This is a genomic window from Paenibacillus sp. PvR133 (genome assembly GCF_017833155.1).
GTDB lineage: Bacteria > Bacillota > Bacilli > Paenibacillales > Paenibacillaceae > Paenibacillus > Paenibacillus polymyxa_B.
In genome coordinates, this window is record NZ_JAFIBS010000001.1 from 2,979,712 (window position 1) to 2,994,352 (window position 14,641).

Sequence of the window (14,641 nt, forward strand, 5' to 3'; positions counted from 1 at the left end):
AAGGATTATATACAATTGCGATAAGGGGATTGACCTCAGGTACATTTCAGGTGAATATAGTGGAGAGAGAACCGGATTATCGAAAGGGGACAACAGCAACTATGACAGTATTGGGAGCAATTGAGGCAGGCGGTACCAAATTTGTATGTGGAATTGGCAACGAACGTGGAGAGGTACTGGAACGGGCGAGCTTTCCAACAACCACCCCAGCAGAAACAATGGAGAATGTCATCGCATTTTTTGAAGGCAAGGGCATTGAAGCATTGGGCGTAGGCTCGTTCGGGCCGATTGATCCTATCGAAGGTAGTGATACATATGGCTATATTACAACAACGCCAAAGCCACATTGGGGAAATTACAATCTGATTGGCAAACTGAAAGAGCATTTTGATGTGCCTATGGGGTTTGACACGGATGTGAATGGAGCAGCACTTGGTGAGTCTATTTGGGGTGCCGCCAAAGGATTGGACAACTGTCTGTATATTACGATAGGTACAGGCATCGGGGCGGGTGCTTTGGTTGGTGGAAAGCTGATACATGGATTATCCCACCCGGAAATGGGGCATATTCTGGTACGTCGTCACCCAGAAGATACTTACGAGGGGACATGTCCTTATCACGGAGATTGTTTGGAGGGACTGGCAGCAGGTCCTGCGCTCGAAAAAAGATGGAAGGTTAAAGGACATGAGCTTTCTGTCGATCACTCGGCCTGGGAAATGGAAGCGTACTATCTGGCACAGGCTTTAATGAGCTATGTATTAATCCTGTCACCGCAAAAAATTATTATGGGCGGGGGAGTGATGAAGCAGGACCAACTGTTCCCGCTCATTCGTACCAAGCTTCAAGAACTTTTGAACGGATACGTACAGCATTCGAGTCTGGCAACAGATATTGAGCAATATATCGTATCTCCGGGATTGGGTGACAATGCTGGATTGTGCGGTGCTCTGGCATTGGCAAAGGAAAAGCTGAATCATTAGAATTTATGGTTGACGGCACTCCAAGGTACGGTTATTATATAGGCAACAGTATAGTACGGCTCAAAAAGGGAAGCACCTTTCTTGCGAATACGCAGGATGGGTGCTTTTTTTTGCGTTTTTGTGTTGTGCGGGACTGTCTTTCAACGATATGAGGGAGGAAGAAATCATGGATATTGTATTTTTAAATCGCTTGTCCAAACGAAATGAACAGGGCTATGAGGACTTTGCTCAGGTATGGATTGGGCAGCATGAAGGGGGATGGAGTGCAGGCTGGAGCACACAGCATGTCCCGGATGAAAGTATAGACGACCTTTGGTATGAGGGCAGCTTGTGGCAGGAATTACTACATGTATACCGTCATGAGCTGGCGCTCAAAATGGCTGAGGGCTATAGGCCCTTAATCCATGGCGTATTTCATGAGCAAGAAGGATCATCAGGACGAGGACAAACGCTGCAAAAGCTGTATTGCTACAGTGATTTGTTTCCACGTGATGAAGTGTATGAGCAGTTGACGATGTGGAGACGGCAAAAGGCAGCAACGGAACGAAAAGCACCTTATTTTATCGCTACGAATCGGCTGCTTCGACTCATTAGCGTCTATCTTCCCCATACCGAAGAAGAACTGTTGGAGCTGCCTGGTATGGGTCAGGGTAAAGTGTCGCAATATGGGACGGAGCTATTGGCTATTACGACACAAAATGACCGGACCACACCATTTCCGTTGAACTGGGTAACAGAGACGCTGGAAGAAGAAGTTTTTTTGTCATGGCTATACAAGCAAAAAGAGAACCAGTACAGGCAGGAGCTGAACAAATTCAGCCTAACTAGAACGATTATCGAAGGCATTTCGGACGGTCTTTCACTGGAGCATATCGGAATGAAGACAGGTTTGCATCGTAGAGAGATGATTGAAGCTGTGGAGCATTTGGACAGGGATGGCATTGATATGGAGAAGCTGATCCGCAAGGAATTGGTGAATGTATCTGAGGAAGAGCAGGCAGCCATCTGGTCTGCTTATGAAGAGTTGGGGGATGCGCTGCTCAAGCCCGTCATGCTGAAAGTGTATGGGGAAGAAAAGGCAACCGAAACAGGACTGGATCAAATTTACGAGCGTCTGCGTCTGATCCGTATACGGTTTCGTCATCAGCAGGTACCCGACCGACATGTTGGATAATATAGAACTGATTGAATAAAGCTAAAGTATTAAAGTGCATTCAGGGTTCAACATACTAAAAAGCAGCAGCGAGTTCCACACAGGACACGGCTGCTGCTTTTTATGACCAAGCTGAAAATCGAAAAAAGTATCCAACTCGGTACTTTTCCCCCTGTTCTTTTTAAACCCAGTCTTTCTTGCGGAAAATACAGAACATACTGACACCTAATGCCACCATAATACCAATGACGACAAAATAGCCATAACGTGTATGAAGCTCAGGCATATTATCGAAGTTCATCCCATATATTCCGGTAATGACTGTCAATGGCATAAATACGGTCGTAATTGCCGTAAACACACGCATAATTTCATTGGCACGGTTGGCGATACTGGATTGATAAGCTTCTCGAAGGTTACCCATCAAGTCGCGGTAAGTTTCAAAAGTCTCCGAAATTTTCACAGCATTTTCATAAATGTCGCTGAAATATTTTTGCAATTGATCGTCGATGAGCCGCAAATCCCGTTTGTTCAGGGTATTGATGACTTCTTTTTGTGGACCCAGCACTTTTTTCAGCCACAGAATCTCACTTCGTAAGCCGATGATTTCGTTCAAATGCGACTTTTTCGTATGCATTAGAATATCTTCTTCCAGCTTCTCAATGCGGACCTCAATCCGGTCACCAACCAGAAAATAGTTGTCAACAATCAAGTCGACCAACAGATACATAAAACGGTCAGGCTGGCTGACTTCTTGCTCCCACAGCATAGGCTTGAGGGTACGAAGCTCATTTATTTTCTGCTTGGTCACCGTAATGATAAAATGGCGGCCGAGAAAAATGTTCAAAGCTCGCAAAAATATTTCTTCATCATCAAAACGAATGCTATTTACAACGATAAAATAATGGCTTTCATAAATTTCAATCTTCGGACGCTGTTCTTCTTCACTCAAACAGTCTTCTACTGCAAGATCATGCATGGAAAATAAAGGCTGGAGCACTGTCAAATCATCGACATCGGCATCAATCCAATAAAAACCTTCTGCCGGTGCAGTAAGCGCCATTTCAATTTCTTCGACAGGGGTAAAAACCCCGTTGTTGACCAAACGGATTTTCATATATGTCACTCCTTATGCTCCGTCGTAACGGAAATACGTTTACCTTAAGCATAAGGAATGGACTCAGTTAGCCAGTTAGCCGGTGCGGGTAAGCGTGCACTCCCATCAAAAGCCGGAGGCTTTTGGAGCATGCAGAGCCTGGCGTCCCGTCTTTCGGCAAGCTGAAGTCATTCCTATGCTGTTGTTCAGGGATCGCCGCCTATTCGGACTCGGGTCGCCTTCCATTCCGGATTCACCTCTCAAATGTTCTTTTTTAGATTGCCACAGTATCGCAGGAAACACTCAAATCTGCACTACTGCTCCATATTTTTGCCTAATAGCACTTGTATAGTATAACGCTCGGCCTACGGCCTTTCAAGCGCAAAATCATGGGCTAAATCAACAGTAGTGGCAAGAGCTTCAACGATAGGAGGGATATGATTTAACCTATGGAAAAGGTAGACAAAATGTGAATGCAGGGTACAAATTTAAAAGTCCCATCTTGACGAAGCCCAGCCGATGCATTAAAGTGAACAACAAGAACTTTGTGAACCTAAAATGAATATAGCGAAATCTTATCAAGAGCAGGTGGAGGGACTAGCCCGATGATACCCGGCAACCGGCGATTTTAATCGCACGGTGCTAATTCTTGCAGGACGCGCGCTTTGTACAAAGAGCGTTGCCCTGACAGATGAGAGAGGCGCATATGGATACAAATATGACCTTTCTCTAACCTGAGAAAGGTCTTTTTATTATATGCCCGGCATCTCAACAAGACGATTTTCGCAAAACTTACCGAACAAGGAGTGAGTTTACATGCCGATTAAAATCCCAGACACGCTACCTGCCAAGGAAGTGCTGGAGGGCGAAAATATTTTCGTAATGGATGAAAGCTTGGCTTATCATCAGGATATTCGTCCATTGCGTATCGCCATTTTGAATTTAATGCCTACAAAGGAGACGACGGAAACCCAACTGTTGCGCTTGGTAGGCAATACGCCGCTGCAAGTGGACGTCACGCTGGTGCACATGAAATCTCATGTATCCAAAAATACATCGCAAGAATATTTGAACATGTTCTATAAAACGTTTGACGAGATCAAGAACAGTCGTTTTGACGGCATGGTTATTACAGGAGCCCCGGTTGAACAGCTTGAGTTTGAGGATGTGAACTACTGGGAGGAGATCCAGCAAATCTTTGAATGGACGAAAACGAATGTAACTTCGACCATGCATATCTGTTGGGCCTCACAGGCAGGCTTATACCATCATTTCGATGTCCCTAAATACGGGCTCGACTACAAATGCTTTGGCGTATTTCCACACACCGTGATTAAACCTAAAGTAAAATTGCTACGCGGCTTTGATGAATTGTTTTATGCTCCTCACTCCCGACATACGGAGGTTCGGCGGGAAGATATTGATCATATTGCCGAATTAGAAGTTTTATCCGAATCCGAGGAAGCTGGAGTGTACCTCGTAGCCACGCTTGACGGTAAACAAATTTTTGTAACTGGGCACTCTGAATATGACCCGCTTTCCCTGAAATGGGAATACGACCGCGATGTGGCCAAAGGAATGGATATTGAAGTCCCCAAAAATTATTTTCCTAATGATGATCCCAAGCGCACACCACCCTCAATCTGGCGGGCACACGCCAATTTATTATTCTCGAATTGGCTGAACTATTATGTATACCAAGAAACACCTTACGATATCGGGCCCCAGATTTAAAAAGGGGCTTGTAGTTTACCCTTGTACAGTACCACCTTGCAGTAGCGCAGCAGTATAGTCTTTGACATCCATTTTTGCAGGATTTGTTATAGCACCCACTATGGAAGTTAACAGGAGGATTCATATGAGTGAGAAACAGTGGAAAATCGAAAGCAGATTGGCACAAATCGGTTCAGTAGAGGAGCCAGTAACCGGGGCTGTTAATTACCCGATTTACCAATCTACGGCGTTCCGCCATCCCCGTCTAGGTCAAAGCACAGGATTTGATTACATTCGGACGATCAATCCTACGCGAAAGGTACTGGAAGAGGCTTCTGCTGCACTTGAATCGGGTGATGCAGGTTTTGCATGTAGCTCAGGTATGGCGGCGCTGCAAACGGTATTTGCATTGTTTGGACAGGGAGATCACCTCATTGTATCGCTGGATCTGTATGGCGGGACATATCGCTTGCTGGAGCGTATTTTATCTAAATTTGGTGTAACAGCAAGTTATGTGGATACGAACGATGTTGAAGCACTCGAACAGTCATGTCGACCGAATACCAAAGCTGTATTCATAGAAACACCTACAAATCCGTTAATGATGATCACTGATATTCGAGCGGTTGCCGAGTGGGCATCACAACATCAGTTGCTTACCATTGTAGATAATACGCTGCTAACCCCATATTTCCAGCGGCCATTGGAGCTGGGCGCTGATATTGTGGTACATAGCGCAACCAAATATTTGGGCGGACACAATGATGTGCTGGCAGGGCTGATCGTAACCAAAGGCAAAGAGCTATCGGCTGAAATTTCCTTCCTGCACAATTCCATAGGGGCCGTGCTTTCCCCGAGCGACTGCTATCAGTTGATGAAGGGGATGAAGACGTTAGCGCTGCGTATGGACCGACATCAGCATAATGCAACAGTGCTATCTAACTATTTACTGACGCATCCGGCGGTGGCGGAAGTATTTTATCCAGCTCTCGAAGGCCACCCAGGTCGTGAGATTCAAAATAAACAATCCAGCGGAAATACGGGTATCTTCTCCTTTAAAGTAAAGGATGCTCGTTATGTGGAGCCTTTGCTTCGTCACATTAAGCTCATTGCGTTTGCGGAAAGTCTCGGCGGTGTGGAATCATTAATGACCTATCCCGCTGTGCAGACACATGCGGACATACCAGCAGAAATTCGGGATGCAGTCGGGGTAGATGACAGGCTGTTGCGTTTCTCCGTCGGCATTGAGCATACAGACGACCTAATTGAAGATTTGCGTTCGGCGCTGGAAGCGGCACGTCAAGAAGTAGAAGGAGGGGAGCAGCAATGATAGAGGATGCGAGAAGGATCGGCCAGGATCTGGACAAAGAGCGGAAGTTCGCTACCAAGCTGCTGCATTTCGGCTCTGAAATTGACAGTGTTACGGGGGCTTCGAGCGTCCCGATCTATCAAGCTTCTACCTTTCACCATCATGATATTTTTAATCCTCCCCAGCATGACTATAGCCGTTCAGGTAATCCGACACGACAAGCTTTGGAGGATTATATCGCCTTATTAGAAGGCGGAGCCAGCGGTTTTGCCTTTGCATCAGGTATGGCGGCCATCTCTACTACATTTATGCTCTTGTCTGCTGGAGATCATGTCATTGTTTCCGAGGACGTATATGGAGGAACATATCGACTGCTGACCTCCATTTTGAAACGGATGAATATCGAAACGACCTTCGTTGACATGACGGACCTCAACCTTGTGAAAGAGGCGTTGCAGGAGAATACAAGGGCTGTATATATGGAAACCCCGTCCAATCCGACTCTCAAAATTACCGATGTAGCAGGAATAACCTCTTGGGCACAGGATAACGGACTTTTGACGCTATTGGATAATACTTTTATGACACCTTATTATCAACGTCCGATTGAGCAGGGAGTCGATATTGTATTGCACAGTGCGACCAAGTTTCTGGGCGGACACAGCGATGTGCTGGCAGGACTTGCAGTAGCACGTACCGAATCGCTGGGGAGACAAATCAAGCAGCTCCAAAATGGACTGGGTACCGTGCTGGCTCCGCAGGAGTCATGGTTGCTCATGCGCGGTATGAAGACACTGGAGGCTCGTATGGCTCACAGCGAAAAGAGTGCAGCGAAGCTCGCTAACTGGCTGAACGAGCGCAACGACATTGAGGCGGTATACTACCCGGGTCTGGAGAATCATCCAGGACGTGAAGTTCATGAGCGTCAATGCAGCGGTTATGGTGCAGTGATATCGTTTGATGTGGGTTCTGGTGAGCGTGCAAAAGAAGTCCTCAGTCGCGTACGTATTCCAATTGTAGCCGTGAGTCTGGGAGCTGTGGAAAGCATCTTGTCGTATCCGGCGATGATGTCACATGCGGCTATGCCTCATAGTGTACGATTGGAGCGCGGGATTACGGACGGACTACTTCGTTTCTCCGTAGGTCTGGAGGATATTGACGACTTGATCAGTGATCTGGATGAGGCGCTGCGCTAGAGCGTTAGCACATCAGTAGTATCTTTGTCGTTTTCAGGCAGGGAGCAAATATGTACAGTACTAAACAGCAAGTTTCCATTCATTCAGGAGGCTTGCTGTTTTCTATAAGAATGACATGAAGGACAGTGTGAAAAAATGCACTTTTCAGTTCTGTTTTCTTATTTCTTGTCTATATGCAATGTTGAGATAAGCTTGGCAGTTGCCTGTTTTCCTAGGTGAAAAGCAGAAAGAAGCGGGAATAAGTATGGTTCCTTACCTAAAGATATGTTAGTATTATCATTAGGTTTTACTATGCTAAATAGCACAGACAACATACAAGGCCAGTCATGAACATACATTACGGCAGGGTTCGAACGCAGGTTTGTGAAAGCATTCTCGTTCATAAGTCCTGTCTTTCATTTCGTCGCCCTGTGACAGCGAAGGAGGATACACCATGAGTGTAATCGACCATATTTTAGATAAAGCCCTACGCGGCGAACGCCTGAATTTAGAGGATACCGTTGCTTTGTTCGAATCAGATGAGGTAGAAAAAATAGGTCATGCGGCGAATAAAGTTATGAATCGCATGCACCCCGATCCCATTAAAACCTTCGTCATCGGACGAAATATTAACTATACGAACGTATGTGACGTATATTGTCGCTTCTGCGCTTTTTACCGTAGACCGGGTTCTGATGAAGGTTATGTTTTGCCGGACGAGGTGATCTTTCAGAAGATCAAGGAAACGCAGGATGTAGGTGGCACCGAAATTCTAATGCAAGGCGGTGTGAATCCGAATCTGCCGTTCAGTTATTATACGGATTTGCTGAAAGCTATCAAGGAGCGTTTTCCCGATATTACGATGCACTCCTTCTCGCCAGCTGAAATTCACAAAATGAAGGAAAAATCCGGTCTATCCATGGAAGACACGATTCGAGCCATTCATGAAGCTGGATTGGATTCGCTTCCGGGTGGAGGCGGAGAAATTTTGGATGACCGCACACGCCGGAAAATTAGCCGTCTCAAAGGCTCTTGGCGTGATTGGATGGATGTGATGCAAACGGCTCACAAGGTTGGGATGAACACGACTGCTACGATGGTTATCGGCTTTGGCGAGTTGATGGAGGAGCGTGCGCTGCATTTGTTGCGTGTTCGTGATGCTCAGGACGAATGCATTGAAAACAAATATAATTCTGAAGGATTTTTAGCCTTTATTCCTTGGACCTTCCAGCCAGACAACACCAATCTGAAGAAGGAACGCCAGACGCCGGAGGAATATTTGAAGACCGTTGCGATCAGTCGTCTTGTATTGGATAACATCAAGCATATTCAGTCTTCATGGGTAACCATGGGACCTGAAATCGGTAAAAAATCGTTGTACTACGGTTGCGATGATTTTGGCAGCACCATGATTGAGGAAAACGTAGTTTCTGCTGCAGGCGCAACGTATAAGGTTAACATCGAATCCATTTTACAGTTGATCCGCGAGACGGGTCACGTTCCGGCACAGCGCAATACCCGTTATGATATTATTCGTACTTTTGACAGTGCCAGCAGTATTGAACATGATTTTATCATGCAAAATTAATATCCGTTAATATATTGTTAATTACAAAACGCTTATCCATCACTAATCTATGTACAAGGATTAGTGTAGATAAGCGTTTTTTGATGTGTTACTTTGCTAAGCTTTCCATCGTTTCATATACATGATCTCAGCCTGCGGGTCTGCCATTTGGATGACTGCCTTAAAGCGCTGCAAATCCAACAGATGAACGCTGTAAACGATTACCATTTGTTCTTTTTTATCCTCAGATTCGTTTTTAATCTTGCCCTCTATCTGGGCAGAGTCTACAACAGGCGTGCTGTGTATACGCAGCCTGCGATATATGGCATCCTCGACGGTTTGCTGTTTCTTGCTGACAACACAAACCATACGCGTCAGACCGGTAAACATCAGCCGGGTCGTTTCATAGGCGGCGAGGCAGGATAAGGCTGAATAGAGAGCTGGCTCCCAGCCTAGCACAAAGCCAGCCGTAATGAGCAGCAGACCATTACACAGCATAACAATCTGTATTAACGGAATCTTGCGATGTGTTAGCAATAATGTGGATGGACGGCCATCGTCTGACTCGTTAAGTCCTAGTGAATCGAGCAGACCACCGTAACGAGCTGCCAGCCCTGCGCCAAGCCCTATACAGATTCCGCCGCCCAAAGCACATACGACCGGATGGCCGCTCACTGCCGGAAAAGGCGAAAGAATGATGGCTGAGCCCGAAAAGGCGAACAAGCCGGGTAGTGCACGAAGCAGCATGGGTTTGTGAGTAGACAGAGAATACAGCAGCATAAGTGGCAAGTTCAAAACGAATAGCAGTAACCCAAAATGCTCCTGTGAATAAAGCGACATGAGTCTGGAGATCCCCGTGACGCCTCCAGCGATCATATCATGCGGATGCAAAAACAATTCCAGACCGACGGATGCCGTAATTCCGCCAATCACCGTATAAAAGACAGGGAACCTGCTCGCATCTCCTGAAGCGGGCTTCACAAGCCGCCTCATAGAGTTTCGGCATGTTTTACAGCGTGCGGCATAGCCTTCCCTCCTATGGATTGTCGTATCCAGCTTTTACAGTTACGCCGAGTTACTTTCTTCCTTTCGTAGGCGGGGGTCCTTGAACTTAAATATTTTGTTTAACATATTAAAAATAGGTTTTGACTGCTTTGTCAGAAGTGGTCCAAGAATCGCCAGTATGAGCACATAGATGGCTGCAAAGGGTTGAACAATATCAAGCAAACCGCCTTCTTTACCCAAGTTGGCCATGATAATCGAAAATTCACCCCGTGCCACAATGGTCAGGCCGATATTTGCTGACGCTTTGGGAGATAAGGAGGCTGTACGCCCAGCCAGCATTCCTGCCCAAATGTTACCAAACAACGTGAGGATGACTGCTACCAGTGCAAGCCATATCGCGTTTCCTCCCAGGGACAGTGGATCAATGGATAGTCCAAAGCTGAAGAAAAACAGGGCGCCAAAGAAATCGCGGAAAGGAACAATTAAATGCTCGATCCGTTTGGCGTGTTCCGTTTCGGCTAGTACCAGACCGACCAACAGGGCGCCGATAGCTTCCGCCACATGAATCGTTTCCGAAAAACCAGCCACCAGAAACAGAGAGCCGAAAACAACAAGTCCGAATACCTCATTGGAGCGAATACGGAGAATCCGATTTAACAGAGGGACGGCCTTACGGCCGATAATAATGACTGCAAGCATAAAGCCTAGCGCGATTAGCGCTGATAGCAGCACACCCCCGAGCGAGGATGAATCGCTAAGAACCAATCCGGAGAGGATGGAGATGTATACGGCGAGGAAAACATCCTCGAACATAATAATGCCCAAAATCATTTCAGTTTCAGCATTGGCGGTCCGCTTGAGATCTACCAGCACCTTCGCAGCAATAGCACTGGATGATATTGTTGTAATTCCGGCGATAACCAGTGTCTCTGCTACAGGAAAGCCGCTCAGGAAGCCAAGAGCCAGCCCCAGTGTAAAATTGATGCCAATATAAATGGTACCGCCCACAGCAATGGAACGACCTGATTTAATTAACCGACCTACTGAGAACTCGAGACCCAAGTAGAAGAGAAGAAACAGCACTCCGATTCTTCCCATAAAATCAATAAATGGGGCGCTTTCGATAAAGCGAAAATCAAAATGCCATAGCTCCATCGCATGCGGTCCAACTGCCATTCCGATCAGGATATAAAAAGGGATGACCGAGAAGCGCAGTTTGGAGGAAATAAGTCCGGCTGCAGCGATGAGAGCAATAGCCAATCCAACCTCAAATACCAGATGATCCATCCAATCACCCGCTTCCGTTCATAAGGATTTGTTTAAATCGTTTTTGCTGATCGCGTTCCCCAACAACGACTACAGTGGCATCATCGTTAATCATCACTTCAGGACCAGGATTTACATATTTATTTCCTTTTTTCTCCACAATTGCAATAACAGTGGCTCCCGAATTTTGCCTTACATCCAGCTCACCGATGGATTTGCCGACACTTGCATAATCAGATTCCACTCTATACCATTCGATAATAAAATCGTCAAACGTCATTTCTACACTTTCAAGCTGTTTGGGCTTATAGGTCATACCACCGATGATGGAGGCTACCAATCGCGCTTCCTGATCATTCAGGGTTGTCATAGAAATACTTTGTTCCAGATCCTCGTAATCAAAGTGATACAACTCGCGCCTGCCATCATCATGAATAATAATGACAATTCGGTCGCCACTCTCTGCATCTATTCGATACTTAATCCCGATTCCTGGCAAAATAGACTCTCGAATATCCATTTGTAAAGCCTCCTGTATGATACGTTATTTAAATGAATGGTATGGGAAATAAATCACATACTTTGGGAGTGACATGGAAACTTTCTTTTTGTATTAAATTTTATAAATTAACATAAAAAACCGGATAAATAGACTTTACGTATTACACTTATAGGGATAGTTAACAAATAGACATGCAAATGTGGTGATGTGCATGCAAAGGAAGGTTAAGCCACATAACTAGAGGTGAATTTGATGGGGAACAAGTACAATTGCTTCTTTAGTTTGCAAATGACAGGAATAAAAGGCAGACGTAGTTTAGGGATGCTCAATAGCAGCACAAGCGCTATCAAAATGACAAAGGGAAGTGATTTGGCCGCAGCGATCACCAGATGAAGTAAAGGGGAGGATTTGCGTATAGCTGGTTTGGAATGGTGCTCCAGACCGTGAGAATCAGTTTCTAACGAGGAAACATCAGCATGAGGCACAACAGAAGATCCTGCAGTAAACTGAAGGGATTGAGTAGTGTCTTCCGCATGAAACGTCACAGGAAGGGACAAAATCTGAACGAGGCTCAATATGACGATCATGAATGTACGCAGCATGTTCAGCATCGTTGACATCTTATCTCCTCCCTCTTGTGAAAAATTCATATTAATATAACCTTAACATACCCCACCCTAAATATTCAAACGTCTTTCGGTTTTTTTCCTATATCACAGTAATGTTTATAACACGCCAACCGGCTTTTTGAAACCAGATTATCCTCTTTTGAATATGTCTTTCTGTTTCCAGTCGTTCACTTCGTATAACCCTTCAGAGGCCGCCATATACTGAAAGCAGTGATCGAAAGGAGTGAGCCAATGGAACTGTTTACAGTGTGGACCAATACAGACGGAGATCAGGAAACCGACCGGTTTTACGAAGTGGTCAAAAGTAGAACAAAGGGACTACATATGTCACGGCGCGGATTTCGATTCACTTTCAGACAGCTGGATAACAAAGTGGCATGGACCTGCAAGGGCACAGAAAGCAATTCGGCGTTTGAAAGCTTTCTCCCCTGTGTATACAGCATCATGTCTTCGGCAATAGCGGATTATATTATCGAAGTCAAGGAGTGGGGGCTGCTCAATCTCATTCTCACCAAAGCCTGTTCGTTGCTGGAGAAAGAGGATGCAGAGCAAATTCGCAGTATGATTCGTTCACTGTTAAACGATGATGGCCCCAGAGGTCGTTTGAAGCGTCATGGTAAGCTGACTACTCTCCTGGAGAAGGATTTCAAGGAGCTTCGTGTGATAAATTTGGAAGGGCTGATTCAATTTAGGCTCCATGCGTATAAAAAAGAGCTTGAAGAAATCGTCGACTATGCTATGGAAGAATTCTGGGCAGATCGGCAATACGAAGAATTTATGGGGCTGCTTAAATATTTTGTTTTTTTTCAGGAAAGCAAAGTTCCGCTCGTACACGTACTTCACCAAGGCGGACATAATTTTACGATTCTGGATAGTGCCATGGTGCCCATACCGACTCCTGATGCAGATGACATCATTGTCGAGATGCCAGGCATTGAATTGGAAATGGAGGTCGAGGATCGAATCGTGAGCACCCTTATTTCGATTTCTCCTGCTTCCATTATATTGCACACAGACGATGAACACACCCCCATAGTGCGGACACTCCTGCATATTTTTGAAGATAAAGTGAAACTGAGCAGACTTTATCCAGGTCAGGATGTTCAAAAATAATAATCTGTTCGTATAAACTAATGGATTTCTGGAAAGCCTTTGCCTCAAGGGGAGGTTTTTTATGAGATCCATGTTGGTATGGAAACGGATTTTGGGAACCGTGTTAATTGCAACCTGTCTGGTATTGCCCGGCAATGAAGTTTACGGTCACAAAGAACCGGTCCAGCATAAAAAATGGCAGTCCACACCTGTTTTAGCTCCACGCGAAGAGCAGGTTATTACGACCATGACGGTCACGGCAACAGGATATACAGCAGGCTATGAATCGACTGGCAAACGGCCAAGTCATCCCGGTTACGGTATTACGTATTCCGGTGTAAAAGTGCGTCGTGACAAGAACACACTGTCTACGATTGCGGCTGATCCCAAAACGTTTCCTTTGGGAAGCATATTGTACATTCCAGGTTACGGATACGGGATTGTAGCAGATACAGGTTCTGCGATTAAGGGCAATAAAATTGACTTGTATTTTAAAACAACCCGGCAGGTGTATTCTGAATGGGGCAAGAAAGATGTGGATGTTCAAATTATAAAAAAAGGGAACGGAAAATGTACAGAAAAGATGGTCAAATCGCTCCAAAAGGCGATAGAAACGCATAAAACTATTCCGACCGCGACACTGGATGCTTCCATATAATCCTTGAATATTGTTTTTTCCAACATCACATACTATGTTGCGGGATGAGCTTATCCCGCAAAACATACTGGGAGGTTGAGAATTATGCCAAATCAAGGCGGAAGTTCTTTCACGAACAAAGGCTTCAAGGCAAGCGCAGGAAATCAGTTCAAAGCGGAATTTGCACAAGACAATACGGTAGGTGTCGTTTCACAAAAGGTAAAGCAGTCTGAACAAAATAAAATTCAAGACAACTTTCAGACACCAAATGAGAAGTATGATGAAGAATTTGCAACAGAACAAGGCGGTACAGGCGCTGTAGCTCAAAAAGTTCAAAACTCCAGTCGCAACAAAGTTCAAAACAATGCTCAAACACCGAACGAAAAGTTCGACGAAAACTTTAACACGAAATAAAAAAGCATATACAATTGATAATGCTCCGGATTATATCCGGGGCATTTCGTTTTAAGTGAAAGTGAATAGGTACAATAGGTCTAAGGTTTTATCTCCTTTTTAA

14 protein-coding genes and 1 riboswitch are annotated in these 14,641 nt (G+C 45.3%); of the genes, 9 read left to right on the plus strand and 5 right to left on the minus strand.

The window, feature by feature from the left end; translation table 11 throughout:
- The first annotated feature begins 101 nt into the window (after positions 1 to 101).
- Positions 102 to 980: an ROK family protein gene (locus tag JOE49_RS13100; protein ID WP_023987786.1), complete on the plus strand. Its 879-nt coding sequence runs from the start codon at positions 102 to 104 to the stop codon at positions 978 to 980.
- Between the two features lie 166 nt (positions 981 to 1,146).
- Positions 1,147 to 2,154, plus strand: coding sequence for an HRDC domain-containing protein (locus JOE49_RS13105; protein ID WP_023987787.1), 1,008 nt, complete (start codon positions 1,147 to 1,149; stop codon positions 2,152 to 2,154).
- A 160-nt stretch (positions 2,155 to 2,314) separates the two neighbouring features.
- Here the strand turns inward: JOE49_RS13105 and corA are convergent, their stop codons facing one another.
- Positions 2,315 to 3,250 (minus strand): magnesium/cobalt transporter CorA, encoded by a 936-nt coding sequence (gene corA, locus JOE49_RS13110; protein ID WP_053325030.1) that lies wholly within the window; start codon positions 3,248 to 3,250, stop codon positions 2,315 to 2,317.
- 551 nt (positions 3,251 to 3,801) lie between these two features.
- A riboswitch (SAM riboswitch) is annotated at positions 3,802 to 3,927 on the plus strand.
- A 118-nt stretch (positions 3,928 to 4,045) separates the two neighbouring features.
- On the opposite strand from corA, the gene metA reads away from it, so the two are divergent.
- From metA to mqnC, 4 genes are all read left to right on the plus strand, one after another.
- Positions 4,046 to 4,963: a homoserine O-acetyltransferase MetA gene (gene metA, locus JOE49_RS13115; RefSeq protein WP_053325031.1), complete on the plus strand. Its 918-nt coding sequence runs from the start codon at positions 4,046 to 4,048 to the stop codon at positions 4,961 to 4,963.
- Positions 4,964 to 5,087: 124 nt separating this feature from the next.
- On the plus strand, positions 5,088 to 6,272 hold the full coding sequence (locus tag JOE49_RS13120) for a PLP-dependent transferase (RefSeq protein WP_209941462.1): 1,185 nt from the start codon (positions 5,088 to 5,090) through the stop codon (positions 6,270 to 6,272).
- Entirely contained in the window at positions 6,269 to 7,447 is a 1,179-nt protein-coding gene (locus JOE49_RS13125) for an aminotransferase class I/II-fold pyridoxal phosphate-dependent enzyme (protein ID WP_209941464.1), read from the plus strand. The genes JOE49_RS13120 and JOE49_RS13125 overlap by 4 nt, the downstream gene beginning before the upstream one ends.
- A gap of 433 nt (positions 7,448 to 7,880) precedes the next feature.
- Positions 7,881 to 9,014, plus strand: a complete 1,134-nt coding sequence (gene mqnC / locus JOE49_RS13130) for a cyclic dehypoxanthinyl futalosine synthase (protein WP_023987792.1) — start codon at positions 7,881 to 7,883, stop codon at positions 9,012 to 9,014.
- 96 nt (positions 9,015 to 9,110) lie between these two features.
- Here the strand turns inward: mqnC and JOE49_RS13135 are convergent, their stop codons facing one another.
- The 4 genes from JOE49_RS13135 to JOE49_RS13150 all read right to left on the minus strand — a co-directional run bounded on the left by JOE49_RS13135 (position 9,111) and on the right by JOE49_RS13150 (position 12,386).
- Positions 9,111 to 9,974: a YitT family protein gene (locus JOE49_RS13135; protein ID WP_209941466.1), complete on the minus strand. Its 864-nt coding sequence runs from the start codon at positions 9,972 to 9,974 to the stop codon at positions 9,111 to 9,113.
- Positions 9,975 to 10,058: 84 nt separating this feature from the next.
- Positions 10,059 to 11,285, minus strand: coding sequence for a cation:proton antiporter (locus JOE49_RS13140; protein WP_025723303.1), 1,227 nt, complete (start codon positions 11,283 to 11,285; stop codon positions 10,059 to 10,061).
- A gap of 4 nt (positions 11,286 to 11,289) precedes the next feature.
- Entirely contained in the window at positions 11,290 to 11,784 is a 495-nt protein-coding gene (locus JOE49_RS13145; RefSeq protein WP_209941468.1) for a cation:proton antiporter regulatory subunit, read from the minus strand.
- 206 nt (positions 11,785 to 11,990) lie between these two features.
- Positions 11,991 to 12,386, minus strand: coding sequence for a hypothetical protein (locus tag JOE49_RS13150; protein WP_160789759.1), 396 nt, complete (start codon positions 12,384 to 12,386; stop codon positions 11,991 to 11,993).
- Positions 12,387 to 12,626: 240 nt separating this feature from the next.
- On the opposite strand from JOE49_RS13150, the gene JOE49_RS13155 reads away from it, so the two are divergent.
- The 3 genes from JOE49_RS13155 to JOE49_RS13165 all read left to right on the plus strand — a co-directional run bounded on the left by JOE49_RS13155 (position 12,627) and on the right by JOE49_RS13165 (position 14,538).
- A complete protein-coding gene (locus JOE49_RS13155) occupies positions 12,627 to 13,508 on the plus strand; it encodes a putative sporulation protein YtxC (RefSeq protein WP_075153970.1) in 882 nt (293 codons plus the stop codon).
- A gap of 61 nt (positions 13,509 to 13,569) precedes the next feature.
- On the plus strand, positions 13,570 to 14,145 hold the full coding sequence (locus JOE49_RS13160; protein ID WP_013309429.1) for a 3D domain-containing protein: 576 nt from the start codon (positions 13,570 to 13,572) through the stop codon (positions 14,143 to 14,145).
- A gap of 84 nt (positions 14,146 to 14,229) precedes the next feature.
- Positions 14,230 to 14,538: a hypothetical protein gene (locus JOE49_RS13165; RefSeq protein WP_023987799.1), complete on the plus strand. Its 309-nt coding sequence runs from the start codon at positions 14,230 to 14,232 to the stop codon at positions 14,536 to 14,538.
- The last annotated feature ends 103 nt before the right edge of the window (positions 14,539 to 14,641 follow it).